The sequence below is a fragment of the Microseira wollei NIES-4236 genome, from assembly GCF_020521235.1.
Classification (GTDB): domain Bacteria; phylum Cyanobacteriota; class Cyanobacteriia; order Cyanobacteriales; family Aerosakkonemataceae; genus Microseira; species Microseira wollei.
Window position 1 is genome coordinate 1 of record NZ_BLAY01000369.1, and the last position, 3,135, is coordinate 3,135.

The window sequence follows — 3,135 nt, forward strand, 5'->3', positions numbered from 1 at the left end:
GAGTAGGGAGAGCTACTCCCGAATTTACGCCTGCGGACAAGAAGGAGCCGACTCCCTTGGTGGAAGCAGGAAGTCAAGCTGATACAAGTCTCATAGGTAGATTTGAGTAGGTTTGGCAGAGCGGAAACGACAAAAACCCTGCACCACAAAAATCAACTCGGTTTGTTAGCCACTTTTTTCACAGTGTTATTGATGACCACTCGCCACCCTGACGCCGTTCTCCTTTAGGCAGCGATTCGCAGTACAAACAGCACAACGCCTGCTATGGTGGTGCATCTTCAAGTGAGATAGATGCATCCTCAAGTTGTACTTTTATATGTTGCCAAAACTTCAGGAAAAAGGTATGTATTTTTAACGAAACATTATGGAGGCGATCGCTTATCCGATTTTAACGATTGAGTTGGCGATCTGCCTTGAGTATTAAAACATTCCTTCTCCCACTGGGGGAGAAGGGGAAAAATTAGGTATTCAATTGGCGCAGGCGGTTTTGTTCTTGATTGAATTGCTTTTGTTCTGGGGTGAGTAAGTCGTAGTCGATGGGCGATCGCATATCCCACTGCATTTCAGCTAAGAGTAACAAGCTGCACCCCATGACAATCCCGGTGGTGAGAAACTGCCAGCTACCGACATAAGGTAATATGCCGATAGCCAACAGATGAACCAACCCGGTGAGGATAAAAGTGCGCGATCCCATCCCTACCCCAGTAACCAGGTAACCCAAAGCACTCAAACCCAACCATAAAGGACAGAGGCGAATCAGTACCTCACCCCATCCCAGAAAAATGCTTAAATCGGTGAGGATAGCACCACCCACCATCAAAATCGCCCATTGATAAAGAACCCAAACCAGGCGTTCTACCCGTACCCAAAAGTGCGTCAGCGCTACCATCCCAACTGTACCCACCAAAGTCAGCGCCGACCAAAAAATTGCTTGCAGGCTCCAACTAAACGGGAGAAACTGAGCAGTCATAAAAATTGTTGCGGTAATCAAACCCCAGAGAAGAAATACCCGATCTATCCCCGTATAAAACCCTGAAAATCAAGTTTTTCCTCCTATTTTCCAGTTTATATGCAAAAGCCCTTGCAGATCCTGAAAGTCAAGGGCTTCTTGTTTGCTACGGAGGAGCGGTTCGGCGCCATTCACAAAAGTCATCCAGTATCTACCTTGAGTGCGAAGGTGAGCGATTTACAGATTTATTTAATATTTGCTTCAAATATCTTAACATAAGTAATTGCTTCAGGACTTTGGCCTAAATCTTCATGGTGTCTTGTTCCCAGGCTCAGCCTGGGAAGGCAGTTTTCAGCCTGGGAAGGCAGTTTTGCAGGCTCTGCCTCGTACAAGGAGGCAGAGTCTCCCGATCGGCATTTCCAGGTGGAACCTGGAAAACGAGAGGGACGAGAGGGACGAGAGGCGAGGGGAACGACTCAATCCTGGAAGACCATAATGCTGCCGGAATAGCAAGCTACCCAAACTTGGCGCGTTTGCGGATCGTAAGTAATTCCGATGGGATGACTCGCCACATTGACTTTTTGCAGGACTTTCATATCAGAAGTGCGAACTTTACTCACAGTATTCTCGTTGTAATTGACAACATAAAGTAATTGACCATCGTTGGATAAAACCATACTGCGCGGTGCATTGCCGGTTAAAACTTTATCGGTTACCTGACCGTTTGTGAGAGAAATCTTGGCAATTCTGCCTTCGCCGTTTAAAGAAGCGTAGAGATATTTACCCGCAGGGTCTAAGTTTAAATGGCGAGGCGATCGCCCGATATTTATCAACCATTTTACCGAATAATCTTCTAGATTAACCCGCGCGATATTAGAAGAACCCATGACAGCAACGTAGGCATATTTTGCATCGCTATCGACGACAATGCCGCGGGGATAGCGACCGAGTTTAAGGCGTTTTATTTCCCGATTTTGAGCGGTATCGACTACACTTAAATCCCAGCTACACCAGTTGGAAACCAAGACTAGGCGGTTATCGGGTGAAGTGGCGACAAATTTGGGAACGGAACCGACTTTGATAACTTTTTCAATTTGAAAATTTTTGGTGTTGATGCGATAGAGAAAACTGCGATCGCTTGCTTGGGAGGCACTACAGCGATCGCTTCCAGGATTGTTGAAACCGGGCCCGTACATTTGATAATTAGAAACCCAGGCATACTTACCATCGTGGGAAAAACTCGCTTCAACGGGTGCGCCTCTGAAAGTGCCTTTGAATTGACCGTAACCGTATTTAGATAAATTAACCCGATCCGGGATAGTTTTAACTAATTTATGCTGTCGGTTGTAGACGGTAATTGTGTGGCGATACATCATGTTTTGGGCAAAAAACAAACCCTGCCCCGAATGCACGACGGACTTGGGGGAAATATTGCCAGCAATTGTTGCTTTTAACCGCATCCGAGTTGCACGGGAACGGGTTCTAACTTGAGGAGATTTTTTGCTCTGTTTGGGGCGAACTTTGGGTTTTGGTTTCTTGGCGACGATGGCAAGTTGCGACTGGAGGCGAGTAGATTTTTTAGCTTGTGTTGCGATGGGAGCGTTGCGTTGGAAAGCGATGGTTGCGCCTAATGCAGCCACAAGAATTGAGAGAATAAAAGTTAACCAGGGTAAAGATATTTTGGTTTTAAGCTGTTTTAAAGGATGGGTTTCTACACCATCGCCCCTCTGCTCCTCTGCTGCTGTGTTCCTCTGCTCGATTGTTTGACTCCAGGCGAGTTGCGAGTAGCGTTGCTGTCCGATAACGCGGATAAATTGAATCGATGGGATGGAAAGACTACGCATCCCTTCAGAGATGACGTAGATGCAGAGATCTTGAGGGGGTAGTAGGTCGGATATTAGGGTAACTTGGAGACATTTACCCTCTAAACTTGTGGTGGCGGTGATGTTTTTTTTGGATAATGCTTGGTTAAGTAGGGATGCGATCGCTTCTGGATTTCCCTGTTGCGCTAGGGATAAAAGAGTTTGCTCTGTCACAGTTTCCTCACACTATTTATAGACTGGTAGTAGGCGCTTGGGCGCCTACTACAAACTTGAGCTGGTAGTAGGCGCTTGGGCGCCTACTACAAACTTGAGCTGGTAGTAGGCGCTTGGGCGCCTACTACAAACTTGAGCTGGTAGTAGGCG

At 46.7% G+C, this 3,135-nt stretch carries 1 protein-coding gene and 1 pseudogene; both read right to left on the bottom strand.

What is annotated here, in order from left to right:
* Window positions 1-460: 460 nt before the first annotated feature.
* Window positions 461-1,153 (bottom strand): annotated as a pseudogene (locus MiSe_RS48300) (hypothetical protein).
* A 272-nt stretch (window positions 1,154-1,425) separates the two neighbouring features.
* Complete coding sequence (locus MiSe_RS48305) at window positions 1,426-2,985, bottom strand: YncE family protein (protein WP_226594538.1); 1,560 nt, start codon at window positions 2,983-2,985, stop codon at window positions 1,426-1,428.
* Between the last annotated feature and the right edge of the window lie 150 nt (window positions 2,986-3,135).